General features: G+C 41.7%; 13 protein-coding genes. 12 read left to right on the top strand and 1 reads right to left on the bottom strand.

Translation table 11 applies throughout. The annotated features are described in order from the left end of the window. Positions 1–64 precede the first annotated feature (64 nt). Positions 65–325, bottom strand: coding sequence for a 30S ribosomal protein S20 (gene rpsT / locus H5158_RS02150; RefSeq protein WP_145237275.1), 261 nt, complete (start codon positions 323–325; stop codon positions 65–67). Between the two features lie 297 nt (positions 326–622). Here rpsT and murJ point away from each other — a divergent pair, with 297 nt between their 5' ends. The 12 genes from murJ to H5158_RS02090 all read left to right on the top strand — a co-directional run. Continuing rightward, positions 623–2,161 (top strand): murein biosynthesis integral membrane protein MurJ, encoded by a 1,539-nt coding sequence (gene murJ / locus H5158_RS02145; protein WP_404687435.1) that lies wholly within the window; start codon positions 623–625, stop codon positions 2,159–2,161. A 109-nt stretch (positions 2,162–2,270) separates the two neighbouring features. Then, positions 2,271–3,197, top strand: a complete 927-nt coding sequence (gene ribF, locus H5158_RS02140) for a bifunctional riboflavin kinase/FAD synthetase (protein WP_182717080.1) — start codon at positions 2,271–2,273, stop codon at positions 3,195–3,197. A gap of 25 nt (positions 3,198–3,222) precedes the next feature. Next, positions 3,223–6,051 (top strand): isoleucine--tRNA ligase, encoded by a 2,829-nt coding sequence (ileS, locus tag H5158_RS02135; protein WP_182739368.1) that lies wholly within the window; start codon positions 3,223–3,225, stop codon positions 6,049–6,051. A 9-nt stretch (positions 6,052–6,060) separates the two neighbouring features. Further along, positions 6,061–6,561: a signal peptidase II gene (lspA, locus tag H5158_RS02130; RefSeq protein WP_145237265.1), complete on the top strand. Its 501-nt coding sequence runs from the start codon at positions 6,061–6,063 to the stop codon at positions 6,559–6,561. Next, entirely contained in the window at positions 6,558–7,016 is a 459-nt protein-coding gene (gene fkpB / locus H5158_RS02125) for an FKBP-type peptidyl-prolyl cis-trans isomerase (protein ID WP_182739367.1), read from the top strand. Before lspA ends, fkpB begins: the two co-directional genes overlap by 4 nt. Next, positions 7,016–7,945 (top strand): 4-hydroxy-3-methylbut-2-enyl diphosphate reductase, encoded by a 930-nt coding sequence (ispH, locus tag H5158_RS02120; RefSeq protein ID WP_182717083.1) that lies wholly within the window; start codon positions 7,016–7,018, stop codon positions 7,943–7,945. Before fkpB ends, ispH begins: the two co-directional genes overlap by 1 nt. A 38-nt stretch (positions 7,946–7,983) precedes the next feature. After that, the gene (locus H5158_RS02115; RefSeq protein ID WP_182739366.1) at positions 7,984–9,024 is read left to right on the top strand and encodes a sensor histidine kinase; all 1,041 of its coding nucleotides are present in this window, start codon (positions 7,984–7,986) and stop codon (positions 9,022–9,024) included. Continuing rightward, positions 9,021–9,722, top strand: coding sequence for a LytTR family DNA-binding domain-containing protein (locus tag H5158_RS02110; RefSeq protein WP_182717085.1), 702 nt, complete (start codon positions 9,021–9,023; stop codon positions 9,720–9,722). The genes H5158_RS02115 and H5158_RS02110 overlap by 4 nt, the downstream gene beginning before the upstream one ends. A gap of 108 nt (positions 9,723–9,830) precedes the next feature. Next, the gene (pilV, locus tag H5158_RS02105) at positions 9,831–10,394 is read left to right on the top strand and encodes a type IV pilus modification protein PilV (RefSeq protein ID WP_182717086.1); all 564 of its coding nucleotides are present in this window, start codon (positions 9,831–9,833) and stop codon (positions 10,392–10,394) included. A 1-nt stretch (position 10,395) separates the two neighbouring features. Continuing rightward, a complete protein-coding gene (locus H5158_RS02100; protein WP_182717087.1) occupies positions 10,396–11,391 on the top strand; it encodes a PilW family protein in 996 nt (331 codons plus the stop codon). Further along, positions 11,379–11,861, top strand: coding sequence for a pilus assembly protein PilX (locus tag H5158_RS02095; protein WP_182717088.1), 483 nt, complete (start codon positions 11,379–11,381; stop codon positions 11,859–11,861). Before H5158_RS02100 ends, H5158_RS02095 begins: the two co-directional genes overlap by 13 nt. Before the next feature lie 12 nt (positions 11,862–11,873). Then, positions 11,874–14,839, top strand: a 2,966-nt coding sequence (locus tag H5158_RS02090) for a pilus assembly protein (protein ID WP_182739365.1), incomplete at its 3' end; no start/stop codon positions are given.

Genomic DNA, 14,839 nt, shown 5'->3' with positions numbered 1-14,839 from the left:
GCGTTAAATGATAGATATAAAAAAACCGGTCAAGACCGGTTTTTTATATTCTAGCAAAAACAAATTATAGCGCTTTGATCTTAGCTGCTATGCGGCTCTTATGACGAGCTGCTTTGTTTTTGTGAATTAGACCTTTAGTTGCATAACGGTCTAAAATAGGTGTAGCAACTGCGAAAGCTTGCTGTGCAGCTTCCTTGTCGCCCGCTTCAATAGCAACAACTACTTTTTTGAAGTATGTACGCATCATTGAACGACGGCTTGCGTTATGCTGACGGTTTTTTTCGCTAGTGATAGCGCGTTTTTTTGCAGACTTGATGTTAGCCAAGGTTTGCTCCTAACAATCTTAAAATAAGCTTAATTTAAAGGCCGTGGAATATGCCTTTTTTAATCGTGAATGTCAATAAAAATTTGACATACCAAGAAAAACTGCTCCTATATAACGAACATCAATTTGCCGCTCTAGCACAGTTAATACCGCTATTGTAACAAAGGCGGTGAGTTCAGCCTAGTGCTTTAGAGCGATTTATAAAAAAGACTGTGGCATAATTGGTTTTATCGTTGGTTTTAAAGCAGGTTTAGTGTGGCAAAAGGATTATTTCGTTCCGGTATGATTGTAAGTGCAATGACAATGATATCGCGTGTTTTAGGATTAGTGCGAGATGCTGTTGTCGCAAATTTACTTGGCGCAGGTGCTGCCGCCGACGTTTTTTTATTTGCTAATCGCATTCCCAACTTTTTACGCCGCTTATTTGCTGAAGGGGCATTTGCGCAAGCATTTGTGCCCGTTTTGTCGGAAATCAAACAGCAACAAGGAGACGACAAAGTCAGGCTGTTTGTTGCTCAAGCCGCTGGCACACTTGGTACTATTTTATTGGTTGTAACTATAATCGGTGTAATTGCATCGCCAATTATTGCAGCACTATTTGGTACTGGGTGGTTTATTGAGTGGTGGCAAGGTGGCCCAGACGGTGAAAAATTTGTATTAGCCAGTAGTTTACTTAAGCTAACGTTCCCTTATTTATTTTTTGTAAGTCTTGTTGCACTCAGTGGCGCGGTGATGAATGTTTATAATCGTTTTGCTGTTGCGGCCTTTACGCCAGTACTGTTGAATATTTCGATTATTGCCTGTGCAATCTTATTACACGATAAATTCTCGGTTGGTGCTTATTCGCTAGCCATTGGTGTGTTTGTCGGTGGAGTGGTGCAGTTATTGTTTCAATTGCCGTTTCTGTACCGAGCGAAAATGCTCAGTAAACCATGTTGGGCCTGGCAGGACGAAAATGTAAAAAAAGTCCGTAAGTTAATGTTACCGGCGTTGTTTGGGGTATCTATTAGTCAAATTAATCTACTGCTTGATACCATGATTGCGTCATTGTTAATGACAGGGTCAATTGCTTGGTTATATTATTCTGACCGCCTAATCGAATTTCCACTGGGGTTATTTGGCATTGGTATCGCGACGGTTATTTTACCTGCGCTATCTAAATTACATAGCAGCGAAAAAAGCAGCGATTTTCAGCACACCTTAGACTGGGGAGTGCGGTTTGTGATCTTTTTAGGCTTACCTGCGATGATTGGTTTGATGATCATTAGCCCGTTAATCATCTCTGTGCTATTTGATCATGGCGCGTTTAGTCAAGGTGATGTCGATCATGTTCAGGCCGTGAGTTTAGGGGTGATGGCTTACTCTGTTGGGCTTGTCAGTTTTATGTTGATCAAAGTTTTAGCGCCGGGATTTTATGCACGTCAAGACACTAAAACTCCGGTGCGTATTGGCATTATTACGCTGGTGTTGAACATGGTTTTTAATATTATGTTAGCACCGTTTATAGGTTACTTAGGATTGGCGCTTGCGACTTCAATGTCGGCCAGTTGTAATGCGTATCTGCTTTATCGTCAATTAAGCAAAGAGCAGGTTTATCAGTTTTCGCGTTTTAGTTTATTGTTTACCTGCAAATGTTTGCTCGCCGCTTTATTGATGGGGGCTGTAGTTTGGTACGCTGCGACACAGTTTTTATGGCGTCAGTGGCATTTTAGTGAGCAAGTTGTTTTATTGATAGGTTTACTCGCTCTGGCAGGGGGGGTGTACTTTTTAGTGTTGTTTTTACTCGGGGTAAGACTAAATACCATAAAAAACGTTGTTAGTGCTCAATCAGACTAAAAAAATCAACTGAAACTCGCATCTTGAGGTGGTTTGGGTATAATCGGTGATTCTGTAACCCAAGTGAAATTTTACTCGGTACATAACGCTTACAAAGGCATTAGGTGGCATGGAGTTAATTAGAGGTATCCACAATATTCGCACACAGCATTATGGTTGTGTGTTGACCATTGGTAATTTTGATGGTGTGCACTTAGGTCATGGTGAAGTACTCAATGGATTACTCAATGACGCTAAAAAATATAACTTACCGAGTACGGTAATGTTATTTGAGCCTCAGCCACAAGAGTTTTTTGCCAAAGATAATGCGCCAGCTCGATTAACGCGGTTACGCGATAAGCTAGGTCTGTTAGCAAAGTTAGGCGTTGAACGGGTAATTTGTATTAGTTTTAATCAGCAATTTGCCAATATGGAAGCAGAGCAATTTGTAACAGAGATACTGATCAACAAGTTGGGTGTCAAAGCGCTAACCGTAGGTGATGATTTTCGCTTTGGTAAAAGACGTCAAGGTGACTTTAATTTACTAAAAAAAATGGGCCTCGCGGCTCATATGGATGTAAAAAGCACCGCGAGTTTTCGGCAATTAAATGCTAGAGTAAGCAGCACCTTGATCCGCCAAGCATTAGCTGAAGGTCAGTTAGCGCAAGCCAAAGCGATGCTAGGTCATGATTACGCAATATCAGGGCGAGTGATTCATGGCTGGAAACGCGGTCGTGAATTAGGGTTTAGGACTGCAAATATTGCGTTAAAGCGGCAAGTATGCCCTGTAAATGGGGTGTTTGCGGTACAAGTAACGTTAAACGATAAAACAGTGTATGGGGTTGCAAATATTGGCAACAAACCCACATTTAATGGAACACGCGCATTATTAGAAGTTCATCTGTTCGACTTTGCGCAAGATATTTATGGACAGTTTATGCACGTGGAGTTAATTAAAAAGCTTCGCGATGAGAAAAAATTCGAGACATTAACACAATTGACGGCACAAATAGCAACTGATGTTGCTGCCGCTAAACAGTGTTTTGGTTTAAATTAGGTAGCCGATACGGAAACTAGGATTAATGAGCGACTACAAGCATACTTTGAATTTACCGGAAACGACGTTTCCAATGCGCGGCAATTTGGCACAACGTGAGCCAAAAATGCTTAAGACATGGTATGAAGACGACCTGTACGGTCAAATTCGCAACGCTAAGAAAGGTAAAAAAACCTTTATTTTGCATGACGGCCCTCCGTATGCGAACGGCGATATCCATTTAGGTCATTCAGTAAATAAAATTCTAAAAGATATTATTGTTAAATCAAAAACCTTATCTGATTTTGATGCGCCTTACGTACCTGGTTGGGATTGCCATGGTCTACCGATTGAATTAATGGTAGAGAAAAAAGTGGGTAAGCCAGGCGTGAAAGTCACGGCTGCAGAATTCCGTGAGAAATGTCGTGAATACGCTAAAAAACAAGTTGAAGGCCAAAAAGTTGATTTTAAACGTTTAGGCGTATTTGCTGATTGGGATAAGCCTTACTTAACCATGAATTTTGACTTCGAAGCAAACGCAATTCGTGTGCTTGGACGTATCATCGAAAAAGGCCATTTACACAAAGGCGCAAAGCCTGTGCATTGGTGTACTGATTGTGGTTCTGCTTTGGCCGAGGCTGAGGTTGAATATCAAGATAAGCAATCACCAGCGATTGATGTGCGTTTTGAGTTTGTTGATCAAGCAGCCGTTGTTAGTGCCTTTGATTTAAAAGCCGATCATGAAGGTAAAGGTACTGTCAGTACAGTGATCTGGACAACTACACCATGGACACTGCCAGCTAACCGTGCGGTTGCCGTGCATGCTGAACTAGAATATGCCTTAGTGCAAGTTGATGATGACGGCGCGCAGCAGCGTTTGATTATAGGGTCAGAGCTAGTTAAAGATGCAATGGATCGCTACGGCTTTAAGCACTTTCACGTATTAGGTTATGTAACGGGTTCAGCACTTGAAAATTTACAAGTGGCACATCCATTTTACGATTTTAATGTACCAGTGATTGTGGCCGATCATGTTACTACTGACTCTGGTACGGGTATCGTGCATACAGCACCTGGCCACGGTCAAGAAGATTTCGTGGCAGGTCTACAATACGGCTTAGAAGTGGCTAACCCGGTTGGTGCAAATGGTGTTTATTTACCTGACACTGAGCTTTTTGCAGGTCAACATGTATTCAAAGCCAATGCGAGTGTAGTTGATGTGCTGACTGAGCGTAATGCGCTTATGCATCACCATGCCTTAACGCACAGTTACCCGCATTGCTGGCGTCATAAAACGCCAATTATTTTCCGTGCAACGCCGCAGTGGTTCATTAGTATGGATCAAGCTAATTTGCGCCAAGATTCATTAAAAGAGATTAAAAACACTCAGTGGTTGCCAGAATGGGGCGAAAGCCGCATAGCAAACATGGTTGAAGGTCGCCCAGATTGGTGTATTTCGCGTCAACGTACCTGGGGTGTTCCAATTGCACTGTTTGTTGATAAAGACACCGGTGCTCTTCATCCTGATACTCAAGCTTTGATTGAAAAAGCAGCCTTGCTGGTTGAAAAATCCGGTATTCAAGCATGGTATGACTTAGAGCCTGCAACTTTACTTGGTGAAGCTGATGCTCAGCAATACATGAAAGTGCAAGATACATTAGATGTATGGTTTGATTCTGGTGTAACGCACGCCTGTGTGGTTGATGCTCGCGAAGATTTAGTTGGTCCAGCTGATTTATACTTAGAAGGCTCAGATCAACACCGCGGTTGGTTTATGTCATCAATGATGACGTCAGTGGCAATTAATGGTCATGCACCATATCGTCAAGTGCTAACTCACGGTTTCACTGTTGATGAAAACGGCCGTAAGATGTCAAAATCGCTAGGTAACGTTATTTCACCACAGAATGTGATGAATAAACTCGGTGCAGATATTTTACGCTTGTGGGTTGCTTCAACTGATTACACTGCAGAAATGACCGTATCAGATGAAATCTTCAACCGTTCTGCGGATCGCTACCGTCGTATTCGTAACACTAGCCGTTACTTACTCGCTAACTTAAGTGGTTTTGATCCTAAAACTGACCAAGTAGCTATTGATGACATGGTTGAACTTGATCGTTGGATTGTTGGCCGTGCGGCGCAATTACAAGATGAAATTTTGGCGGCTTACGAAAGTTACCAAATGCTCCAAGTAACGCAAAAGCTAATGAACTTCTGTACTGGTGAGCTTGGTTCATTCTATTTAGATGTGATCAAAGACCGTCAATACACAGCGAAAAGCGATAGTCATGCCCGTCGTTCATGTCAAACAGCTCTATATCATATTGCCGAAGCTATGACTCGCTGGATGGCGCCAATCATGAGCTTTACCGCGCAAGAGATTTGGCAAGCACTGCCAGGTGAGCGTGACCAATATGTGTTTACCTCAGTTTGGTATGATGGCTTAAAAGCGGTTGGCGAAGGCCAGTTTAGTAATGACGATTGGTTAACGATTCTAAACGTGCGTGATGAAGTAAACCGTGTGTTAGAAGGTGCACGTAAAGAAGACGTGATCGGTGCGACACTACAAGCTAATGTGAATATTTTTGCCAATGCAGAGCTTGCAGCTAAATTAGCAGCTTTGGGTGATGAGCTTCGCTTTGTATTCTTAACATCTAACGTTACTGTTACAGCTGTTGATGCACAACCAGATGCAACTCAAACAACTGAAATTGATGGCTTATACATCAGCGTATCAGCTACCGATGCACAAAAGTGCGAACGTTGTTGGCATTACTGTGATGATGTAGGTGCAAATCCTGCGCATCCAGAAATTTGTGGTCGTTGTGTTAGCAACGTAGATGGCGAAGGCGAAACACGCCAATTCGCATAGGAGTAGGAAGTGAGCAAACTAGCCCAAAAAAGTGGTTTAGTGTGGCTTTGGTTAAGTTTGCTACTTTTAGTAGCAGACTTTGCCAGTAAAACACTGGTTGTTAAAACCATGAATTTACGCGAATCAATTGATATATTGCCATTTTTCAATCTAACCTATGTTCATAACTATGGCGCAGCTTTTAGTTTTTTAAGTGAAGCGGGTGGTTGGCAACGTTGGTTTTTAAGCGTTATTGCTATTTCAATCAGCGTATTATTGATCTGGTGGCTAAAGCGTTTACCTGCCACTAATAAAATTTTATGCAGTGCTTATTCGTTAGTATTAGCGGGCGCAATTGGCAACTTATATGACCGTATCAGCCATGGTTATGTGATTGACTTTCTACACTTTTATTATGAAAGCTGGAATTTCCCTGCGTTCAATATTGCCGACAGTGCGATTTGTATTGGTGCCGCATTATTATTATTTGATGCCTTTACTGGCGAAAGTCCTAAGGAGCAAAAAGCATGAGCCAAGCAGTTATAGGTGAAAAATCAGAGGTTATTTTTCATTTCTCAATTAAGCTATCGGATGGCTCTGCGGCAGATTCATCCAAAGTGCATAATAAGCCTGCAAAATTAACGATGGGTGATGGTAGTCTAACGGCTAACTTTGAAAAATGCTTATTTGGTTTAGCGTCTGGTGACAGCAAGTCATTTGAACTTGAGCCAGAAGATGCTTTTGGTCAACCAAACCCAGATAATATTTACTATGTAGACCGTAGTAAGTTTGGCCCAGAAACGCCGGCAAAAATTGGCTCTATTATTGCGTTTACTCAACCTGATGGTACCGAATTACCAGGAGTTGTTCGTGAAGTGCAGGGTGAGTCTGTGACCATCGATTTTAATCATCCGCTTGCAGGTCAACGTTTAACTTTTGAAGTTGATATTTTAGAGGTTACCGATATTGCTAAGGTAAGTAACTAATGGAAATTTTATTGGCAAATCCGCGCGGTTTTTGTGCGGGAGTCGACCGTGCGATTAGTATCGTTGAACGTGCGTTAGATATCTTTGAAAAACCGATCTATGTGCGCCATGAAGTTGTCCATAACCGCTACGTGGTAGATGGTTTGAAAAGACGTGGTGCGGTGTTTGTTGAAGAATTGGATCAAGTGCCAGACGACAGCATTGTTATTTTTAGTGCCCATGGCGTGTCACAAGCTGTACGCAGTGAAGCTAAGCGTCGAGATTTAAAAGTATTTGATGCAACATGTCCATTGGTCACTAAAGTGCATATGGAAGTGACCCGCGCTAGTCGTAAAGGTATCGAGTGTATTTTAATTGGTCATCATGGTCACCCTGAAGTTGAAGGCACCATGGGGCAATACGATAACGCTAAAGGTGGTATTTATTTAGTTGAAACGCCTGAAGATGTTGCCAAACTAAACGTGAAAAATCCAAATAACTTATTTTATTGTAGCCAAACTACATTATCGGTAGATGATACCGCAGATGTTATAGATGGCTTAAGAAGTAAGTTTCCAGCGATTGATGGCCCACGTAAAGACGATATTTGTTACGCCACACAAAATCGCCAAGATGCGGTACGTGACTTAGCTGATAAAGTAGATGTGTTATTAGTTGTTGGTGCTAAAAATAGCTCAAATTCAAATCGGTTACGTGAACTTGCTGATAAAATGGGTACTGTTGCTTACTTAATTGATGACGCCAGTAATGTTGAAGATCAATGGTTTACTAATGTCAATGCGGTTGGTGTTACCGCGGGTGCATCAGCCCCTGAAGTGCTTGTACAACAAGTGATTAACCGCCTTAAAGAATTAGGCGGTAAACAGGTTATTGAAAACCCAGGCGAAGTAGAAAATATCGTATTTGCTGTACCCGTTGAGCTACGCTAACCTTAGCGTACTGACAGGACATTTTTAAGGAGCGCGCAATGAGCAAGTCGGTGCAAACCAATACTTTGCTTTTTGCGGCGCTGTTTAAAGAACGCGGCGTACTTGCTACTTTAGTCGTTGCTCAAGTTATCGCCACTATACTAGCTTTCGCTCCTGCAACTGCGGATGATATTTGGATCCGCCTCGGCGGGATCAGCCTGTTTTTGCATCTCACATTTTTGTCTAGTCTAACTTGGCTTTACTTACTGCGAACACAACTCCAGCAGCTAAGACAAGCACTGCAATTGACTGCCTTAATGCTCTCATTACTACTTACAACAGCTGTTTTTAGTGGTTTGTTAATTGAGTTTGCTGGTGATTATTTTGTGCAACAAAATAGCTATGAGTTTATTTTAAGAAACCTACTAGTAGTGTTTTTAGTCACCGCATTATTCATTCAATTTTTAACAATTCATTTTGAAAAAGAACAACAAACCAACGCCTTAGCTCGAGCTGAATTAGATGCCTTACAGGCACGCATTCGGCCACACTTTTTATATAATAGCCTCAATACCGCCGCTGAACTGACCCATTATGCTCCACAAGCCGCAGAGCAAGCAATTTTAGCGCTTGCTGCATTATCACAAGCCGCTATGCGGGTTGGCAAAGAAACCGCATTAGCCGATGAAATCACACTCACTCAGCAATATATAAAGTTAGAAAGCTGGCGCTTTGCAGAGCGCTTGCAAGTTAATTGGCAACTACCTGAACAGTTACCAGCTATCACTATTCCATGTTTAACACTGCAACCATTACTAGAAAATGCAGTGTGTCATGGCGTTGAGCCTGCGCTGACTGGTGCGACAATTTACGTTGAGTTGCATATCACAAAACGCTCATTAGTTATTTTAGTGGAGAATCCAATTTCGACTGAGCAGCAAAAACGCCCGGGTAATGGTATGGCACTAGATAACATTCGCCAGCGGTTAGATCTTTATTATCAAGGTCATGCAAAGCTGACAATGACAACACGAGGTGATATTTTTCGGGTCAAGTTAGTGCTGCCCCTGGCTATTAATAATGCCAAGGAGCAAGCATGAAGGTACTCATAGTTGATGATGAGCCATTAGCACGTGCTCGCTTACAGCGATTACTTGCTCATTACCCAGACTATAACCATGCAGCACAAGCAAGTAATGGCAACGAGGCTTTGCAACAAGTGAAGCTGCAGGCTCCTGATATTGTATTTCTGGATGTTGATATGCCTGCTATGAGCGGTTTAGAAGTTGCAACACAATTGAATAAGTTGTCTGTCCCTCCAGCTATTATTTTCGTCACCGCTCATCCTGAGCATGCCTTAGAAGCATTGCAACTCAGTGCTGCGGGTTATTTAGTAAAACCTGTGACGGAGCAAAATTTAGCAAAAGCAATAGATCAACTAGGCCGTTTAACGCGCGCCCATCTACAAAAGCAACGTCCAGCGGCAATCAGTTATCAACTTGCAGGCGTGACCAGAAGTGTGGCGTTAGCAGAGGTATGTTATGTGATAGCGGAAGATAAATACACGCGTTTGATATTCACTCACGGCGAAGCACTGCTTGATCAAAGCTTAAAGCAACTTGAGCAAGAATATCCCACCCAGTTATTACGCATCCATCGTAAAATATTAATTAATAAATCGCGCTTAGTTGCGTTAAAAAAAGCGGGTGATGGCAGCCATGTGGTTGCACTAAGCGACTGTAGCTGCTTATTACCGGTAAGCCGACGAGCTTATAAAACCGTTAAAGATCATCTCTAAAGCTAGTTAACCATTCATCAACAAATATAACCGTTCATCCTTAGCATTGTTGTATATACACAGTGTTCGCATATGCTTATAGTCAGATTGTTTTATATTAGGTGTGTTATGAGAGTCACCAATTCGTCATCACAACGAGGCTTTACCTTAGTTGAGGTATTAATCGCGTTTGTGATCCTAAGCTTTGGCTTACTCGGTGCAGTAGCATTACAAGCAAAAGCAAAACAGGCCAGCTTTGATTCTATGCAGCGCGCTGCTGCTGTGGCCCTAGGTAATGATATGATCCAGCGAATGCGTGCCAATGACAGAGTAGGGGTGATCACTCAATACAATGGCACATTTAACAGTGATACGCCGCTGCAACAGTCTCGAACTTGCTATACCAACACTTGTAACTCAGGGCAAATTGCTGCACTCGATCGCCAGCAATGGATCCGTGCAATTCAGGCACGTGAAAATACGGGAGCTTTGGATGATGCAACTGTGTGTATCAATAATCAACGCGATGCCGCAAGTGGTAGTAACGCATACACCCTCCAAGTGGTGATCAGCTGGGAAGGACGTCAAGAGTTTACCGCTATTGGCGATACAGCAGCTATAAAGTGCGGTGCGGCAAATAATAAGCGCAGGGTAGTCGTATTAAATAGCTTTTTGTATCTAAGGACCTCGTGAAATGAAACAGCAAGGCTTTACTTTAGTTGAGATGATGGTGGCATTGTTTATCGGTGGACTTGTGCTAGGTGGGGTGATGTTCACTTACATTAGTATGAAAGTAACAACACGTGACACTATGACGATTGGTGAGCTACAAGAAACTGGCCGCTTAGCTTTGAGTATTATGCAGCGTGATATAGAACAAATAGGTTTTTGGGGTACGTTTTACGAAGATTCATTTTCAGTTGATAATACTGTGATTGCTAAAAGTGCGGGTAATCCAGCCGGAGATTGTACACAAGGGCTTAATAATAATAGCTTCCCAGATAATACAGTAAACAGTAACTTCCGTTTAGTGTATGCAATCGAATCAACGGGGGGATCGCAATTAAACTGCATCCCTAATTCAAACGAAAATTCAGATATTCTACAGATTAAATTTTTAGAAGGGTTGGAAATAGACCCAGCAGGTAATAACAATAATAATGATAATTATTATTTTATTGCAGAGCAAGAGTGGGGAGAATTTACACGAGGCCCTGCAAATCCAGATAATCCAAATGCGACTGTTTGGAGATATCGTCACCATGCCTATTACATCGACGAACAAACTTACCAGTTAAACGGCAGAGATTTAACAATTCCCGTTTTGAGACGCAAACGACTGACCCCAAATGGAGGAATGGTCACAGAGACTATAATGGAAGGAGTCGAGAATATGCGCTTTTTATTCGGTTTAGATACTAATGCCGACGCTCGAGTGGATACATATAGAGATGTAAATAGTATGACCGCGGCTAATTGGGAAGATCGCCGTGGTATCTTAACCGTACAAGTGTTTATTTTAGTGCGGGCACTGCAGCCTGATGCGAGTTTAAATCAACTGAATCAAACATATACATTAGGTGAAGATGCCAACCAACGTGTTTTAGAGTTTAATGATCAATTTCGTCGCGCATTATTTACCACCACGATCCGCTTAAATAACATAGGGGCTAGTCAATGGCGTATTTAAAATTAGCCTCAAAGCAACAAGGCGTAGTCTTAATTGTTGCATTAATTATGGTGGTGGCAGTTACAGGAATAGCAGTAACGTTAATGAGCAGTGCAAGTGTGGATATTAAAATTACCAATGCAGCGTTTGAACGTGAAGAAGCCGAAAATATCTTGATGGGCAATGTACAAAAGGTAATTGCGACAGAGGCTGCAGCAGATGGAGCAAGTAAATTACTTTACACCCAAGCTCAGTTACCTGACGGAACAATTGCCTTGACCACGATAGGTGATACAGAAAGTGAATTAAGTAATCTTAATGATGGCGCGCTCGATTTGCCCTGCCCACGAGACTACAAGTATACCGCAGGCGTTTCTTGCAATATGGTGCAAATCAATTCAACGATTACCTATGGCTCTAAAAGTAAGCATACATTAACAGTTACCACTGGGATTGCTCAGCAAATGGCAAGCCTTAACACTGGCGGCTAAGCGAGATGAATTATGAAAGTTAAATACCTAGTTATAAAATCGTTATTTGCCATTTTGGCATGCACGAGCAACTTTAGTCATGCTGAAGATATCGAGTTATATGTAAACCATAATGTTGAAATTGAAGAAAAACCTCGCGTTTTATTCGTTTTTGATACCTCTGGAAGCATGGCGTGGGATGTGACCGATGGTGGGCAGTGTTACCAGGCTGATAACAGAGGCTACGCTTACGAAGCTGACTGTTTTGAAAGTAAACCTAATTATAGTTTAACTAAACAATGCTACCGTTGGAGACCAGGTGTTGGATATGTTGCTAATTGCCAAGATAGCCGTTTAAATGTTGCTAGAAATGCGATTACTCAATTAGTTAGCGACAATGATGATATTGAATTTGGTTTAATGCGTTTTAATGGCAGTGATGGTGGGTATATTTTAGCCAAGGTTGGCTCAACCAAAAAAACTCTGCTTGATGAAATAGCGGCACTACCCGCCAGTGGTGCAACGCCTCTAACTGAAACGCTGTGGGAAGCGTATTTATATATTTCAGGAAAGAATGTTGATTACGCTAAAAATATTAACAGCCGTGATAAAACCGCTGATAGTAATGGAGTGTATAAATCACTTTTTGCACCTATAAGCGGAGAGCCATTACGTTGTGATAACAGTGTCAATATTATTTTGATGACTGATGGTGATCCAAGTAATGACACAAACCGCAATAATAGTATTAAAAATTTGCATAATGATTACTTTAAAGACGATCCCCCAGTGGTCAGCAACAGTTACTTAACTGTACTTGCAAAAGTGATTAGCGGTACAAAAGATATTGAAGTTGACTTATACACTAAAACGACCGAAATTCGTGAGTTTGGTCGGATCTTCCCAATTGGCTTTGGTACAGGAATGAGTGATTCAGGAAAGAATCTATTGGCTCAAGCAGCGACATATGGTGGTGGGCAATATCTGCATGCTGATACTGCTGAGCAACTCTCGGAAGCACTAAAAAATACCATCACACGTATTAGGGAAGTGAACGATACGTTTACTTCTCCATCAGTTGCCAGTAATAACGTTGATCAAACTCGAAGTCGCGACTCTATATATTACGCGATGTTTTACCCGGATGGTGGAGCGCGTTGGCGCGGAAATCTAAAAAAGCTTAAAGTTTCTGGCACACAAATTGTGGATTCAGCAGATAAGCAAGCGTTGAATTCAGATGGTCTAATAGATAAAGATGCTCGCACATTTTGGTTACCAACAACGGCTAGCCCAGATGGTAACTCGGTAGAAAATGGCGGCGTAAATTTAATGCTCTCAACCACTGCAAACAGTGGTCGAAAGCTACTTACTGATGCAGGAACCGGTGGTCTTGTTGAATTCACTAAGGCAAAGGTGTCAGCAGCTTACGGCAGTGATGCCAATGCGGCAAGTGCATTTGGGGTGAGTCAAAATGAGCTTCAAAGCACCATTGATTGGGCTCGTGGTATTGATGTTGATAATGAAGACAATGACTCTTCATCAAGTGATCAGCGGGTAGATATTTTTGGTGATCCATTGCACTCAAAGCCTGTCACAATCGATTACGGTAACGATGATGTGCGTATTTTAATAGGTACAAATGCTGGCTTCTTACACATGTTTAAAGATGCTGGCAGTACCGTAAGTGAAAGTTGGGCATTTATACCTAGTAGTGTTTATAAAATTATTGATCCAATTCGTAAAAATCAAGCCGATACTAAAAAGTATGGTATTGATGGTCCAATCACAATTTATTTTGATGACGCGAATCGTGATGGTGTTGTCAATGGCAGTGATCGCGTATGGGCATTCTTTGGGATGCGTCGAGGTGGTAATAACTATTATGGCTTAGACATTACTAACCCTAATGCACCGAGCTTAAAGTGGATAATTCAAGGTGGAAGTGGTGATTTTAAGGAATTAGCGCAAACATGGTCGGCACCAACAGTCTCTTTTGTGAAAGCTTTTGGTAATGATCCTGTGCTTATATTTGGTGCAGGCTATGACACTAATAAAGATACAGTCATACTTGGTGAAGATAGCAAGGGTCGTGGTATTTATATCGTTAACGCATCGAATGGTAATTTATTGTGGGAATTAACGCCAACAAAAGGTTTTAAAGGTAAAAATAGTATTGCAGCAACTGTCACTACCCTTGATTCTGATTATGATGGCTATGTTGATCGTATTTATGCGGCAGATACAGGTGGCAGTGTTTGGCGTGTCGATATGCCAAGCGATACAAAAAGTGATTGGACTCATTTTGAATTGGCTAAGTTAAGTGGTTTAACTAACGCGTTAGATAGACGCTTCTTCTATAAACCAATGGTTGCTCGTACTATGTATAGTAAAGTGACGAATACACGGGTTAATGGGACAACTATTGTTACACGAAAAGATACCCCTTTTGATGCAGTGTTACTTGGTAGCGGAAACCGTTCAAACCCAGTAGGCACAACAACACTTGATCAACTGTATATGGTGCGAGATACAAATACCTTAACTAAGTCATTTAAAGGCACTGATATACCTGCAACTATTACAGTGGATGATTTAATGAATGTAAATGAGGATCCTTTTGGTAATACGCTGGATGATATTGATGAGTTTACTAAAAAAGAAATTGAATTAAGCCGTGAGAGTGGTTGGTATTACGACTTACCAGCAAATGGTGAAAAATCGCTTGCAGCGGCCACTGTTGTTGGAGGCGTCGCTTATTTCACAAGCTATACACCAGCATCAGCTACTGAAACTGTAAATCAGTGTTCACTAACCGGTGGGTCAGGTTCTTTATATGCGTTTCATTTACACTATGGTACCAAAGTATATGATCAACTAAGTTTTGTGACCAGCAATGATGTACCAGATACGCCGCAACTTTATTTTGGTAGTGTCGAAGTTTGTGTCGATACAAGTAATTGTGATGATGATGACAACCCAGACAACCCAGACAACCCAGA

The sequence above is a fragment of the Pseudoalteromonas sp. SR45-6 genome (assembly GCF_014163545.1).
Lineage (GTDB): Bacteria > Pseudomonadota > Gammaproteobacteria > Enterobacterales > Alteromonadaceae > Pseudoalteromonas > Pseudoalteromonas rhizosphaerae.
This window is presented reverse-complemented; position numbering and strand designations above follow the sequence as displayed.